Genomic DNA, 1,344 nt, shown 5'->3' on the forward strand with positions numbered 1-1,344 from the left:
TGCCGGCGCCCGCCCACCCCGTTGATCATGAAGTTGTTGCCCAGCCGCCCGGCGTGTCGTGGCTACAACTTCATGGTCAACGCGCGGAGGAGGCGAGGGCCGCAGCGGTGGCACGGTTGAGCGCGCCGTCGGCCACCACCACTCGGTGCCGGCCTCTCCGCTGGGTGCCGGCCGGGATCGTGACCGGCCGCTCGAACGCGAACGCCACCCCCACGCCCGGGTACATCGCGGCCCGCACGAACCACCGGTCACCGTCGCCGAGACCAGTGAAGACCAGGGTGTACGCACGGCCGTCCGACCCGGTGCCGCGCAGCGCGACCCACGGCTCGGAGGAGCCGTTGACCGCCTCCTCCCCCGTCGCCGCGGCGCTGAAGATCGACGCCCGGTCAGCCGAGCCCGCCCTCCAGAAGAAGCCGCCGTAGCCGGCCCCGCCGGGGCGACCGTTGGTGGCTGGACTGCCCAGCCGTACGTCCTGCCCGGGCGGGGCACTCAACGTGTAGTCGACCTCCAGCAGCCAGGCCGACACGGCGCTCGACCCGTCCCCGATCAGCGGCCCGTCCCCGGTCAGCGGCCCGTCCCCGGCCAGCGGGACGGCGCCGGTCAGCGGCCCGTCCCCGGTCACAGGGACGGCGCCGGTCAGGGGCACGGCGGCGAGTTGGCGGCGCTCGGTGAGCAGCACCGTCCCCTGCCGGTCGCGCCACTCCAACCGGTGCGCCAGCCGGTCGTCCGCCCGCTCCGACCATTCGGTGTGCGCGATGCGCCCGTGGTCGTCGCGCCAGGTGTAGCCGACGTCGCGGACGTAGGTGCGCCCTCCCCACAGGTTGGCGCCGTTGACGTCCTGCACCGCGAGGGAGGCGCCGAGGTGCCACACGTGGTCGGCGGGCAGCGCGTCGGTGACCACCGTGCCGGCGAGGGTGCGCACCGGGTGCAGGTACGGCCGGGGCCCGTGCCGTGCGTCGAGCGCCGGGTCGAGCACGTACCGGGCGACCTCCGTCCCGTCGACCAGCAGCCGTGCCGATCCCTCGGCCGCGGCGGGTTCGGCTTCACCGGCGTCGGTCGCGACGGACGGCCCGGGCACGGTCACGCCCCACGGGCCTGGGTCGGTGGCCGACTGGTCGGTGGCGACGCGGCGGGAGGGGCTCTCGGCGGTCACGGCAGCTCCGGATGGGCGGGGACCGGCAGGCGGCCGGCGACGGCGTGCAGGGCGGCCACGGTGTAGCCGGCGAGGATCGGCAGGGCGACCGGCGTGACCAGGACGCCGAGCAGCGCGGCCAGCGCGGTCACCCCGGTGAGCGCCGCCCAGCGGGTGGGCGCGTCGAGGCAGGCGCGGGCGGCGCTCACCGG

The 1,344-nt window shown here is 76.3% G+C and carries 1 protein-coding gene and 1 pseudogene; both read right to left on the reverse strand.

What is annotated here, in order from left to right; translation table 11 throughout:
• Positions 1-76: 76 nt before the first annotated feature.
• On the reverse strand, positions 77-1,153 hold the full coding sequence (locus DKT68_RS00055) for a DUF6807 domain-containing protein (protein WP_407940672.1): 1,077 nt from the start codon (positions 1,151-1,153) through the stop codon (positions 77-79).
• Positions 1,150-1,344, reverse strand: a pseudogene (locus DKT68_RS31015) (hypothetical protein); the annotation flags it as partial. The pseudogene DKT68_RS31015 and the gene DKT68_RS00055, both read right to left, overlap by 4 nt.

Source organism: Micromonospora acroterricola (genome assembly GCF_003172955.1).
GTDB lineage: Bacteria > Actinomycetota > Actinomycetes > Mycobacteriales > Micromonosporaceae > Micromonospora > Micromonospora acroterricola.